This is a genomic window from Corynebacterium phocae (assembly GCF_008693075.1).
GTDB lineage: Bacteria > Actinomycetota > Actinomycetes > Mycobacteriales > Mycobacteriaceae > Corynebacterium > Corynebacterium phocae.
The window spans coordinates 1-1,076 of sequence record NZ_VXKJ01000031.1; the positions used below are offsets into that span (position 1 = coordinate 1).

Here is a 1,076-nt window from a genome sequence, read left to right on the forward strand (position 1 = left end):
AGCAACCAGCACACCGCAGCCAAACCAGCCCAAAAACTGATCCACCAAGTGGATCAATTTTCGCGCCAATCTGGATCACTTCTAGGAGACCACATACAACCAGTGTCTTGCTGGCTACCGGCGTTAATGTCGATGGCTACCGCGAGATACTGGGGATGCACGTTGCTACGTCAGAATCCGCGGCGTCATGGACCGGTTTCTTCCGCGATCTCCTAGCCCGAGGCCTAAGTGGCGTATTCTTGGTCACCAGTGACGCCCATCTTGGCATTCAAGCTGCAATAAGTGAGTGCCTGCCTCAAGCAAGCTGGCAGCGCTGTCGCACTCACTTTGCCAAAAACCTCTCTTCCATGGTGCCTAAAGCCCAATGGCCGACCCTGTCAGCTATGTATCAAGCAATCTTCAAGCAAGAAGACGCCGATTCAGTATGGATGCAAGCCCGGGAGGTAGTCGAGTATTGCAGGGAGAAATTCCCTCACGTTGCAGACTATCTCGAAGAAAACCTTGATGACCTGCTAGCTTTTACTGCAGCACCTAAAGCAGTGTGGAGTAAAATATGGTCGAACAACCCCACCGAACGGCTTAATCGAGAAATCCGGCGTCGCACCGACGTTGTAGGAATCTTTCCTAACCGGAGCTCGGTAATCCGCCTCGTTGGCTCAGTTCTCGCTGAACAACACGATGATTGGATTCAGCAGAAACGCTACATGTCATTGACCAGCTTGGCGCAAACCAGAGCCATAGTCGACGCTAAGGTCATTGACGAGCAACCAGGAACCAGCAAGGAAATCTCGGCATGATTCACCCCGGCAACGCTCCCAGAGACGGACCCCACACCCGAGCCCACAACTAACCCAATATTCGAAAACGAGATACACCACTTCCCTGGACTTGACCTTCCCATGTCCTTACGGGTGGCGTCGTCGATGAGCTGGTAGATGGTAATAACCGTGCGTTGTTGATCATAAAGGCGGTATTTTAGGCCATCTAGCTGCCATAGTTCCATGGCTTTGCCGCGCTGGAAGCGCAGGTAGGAAGATTTGGGGCGCTTGCGGGGATTGGACTCTACTGCGCCTGCG

At 53.1% G+C, this 1,076-nt stretch carries 2 pseudogenes; one reads left to right on the top strand and one right to left on the bottom strand.

Annotated elements, in window-relative coordinates:
- Positions 1–98: 98 nt before the first annotated feature.
- Positions 99–797 (top strand): annotated as a pseudogene (locus F4V58_RS03235) (IS256 family transposase); the annotation flags it as partial.
- An 89-nt stretch (positions 798–886) separates the two neighbouring features.
- On the opposite strand, the pseudogene F4V58_RS12845 reads toward F4V58_RS03235, so the two are convergent.
- Positions 887–1,076 (bottom strand): annotated as a pseudogene (locus F4V58_RS12845) (integrase core domain-containing protein); the annotation flags it as partial.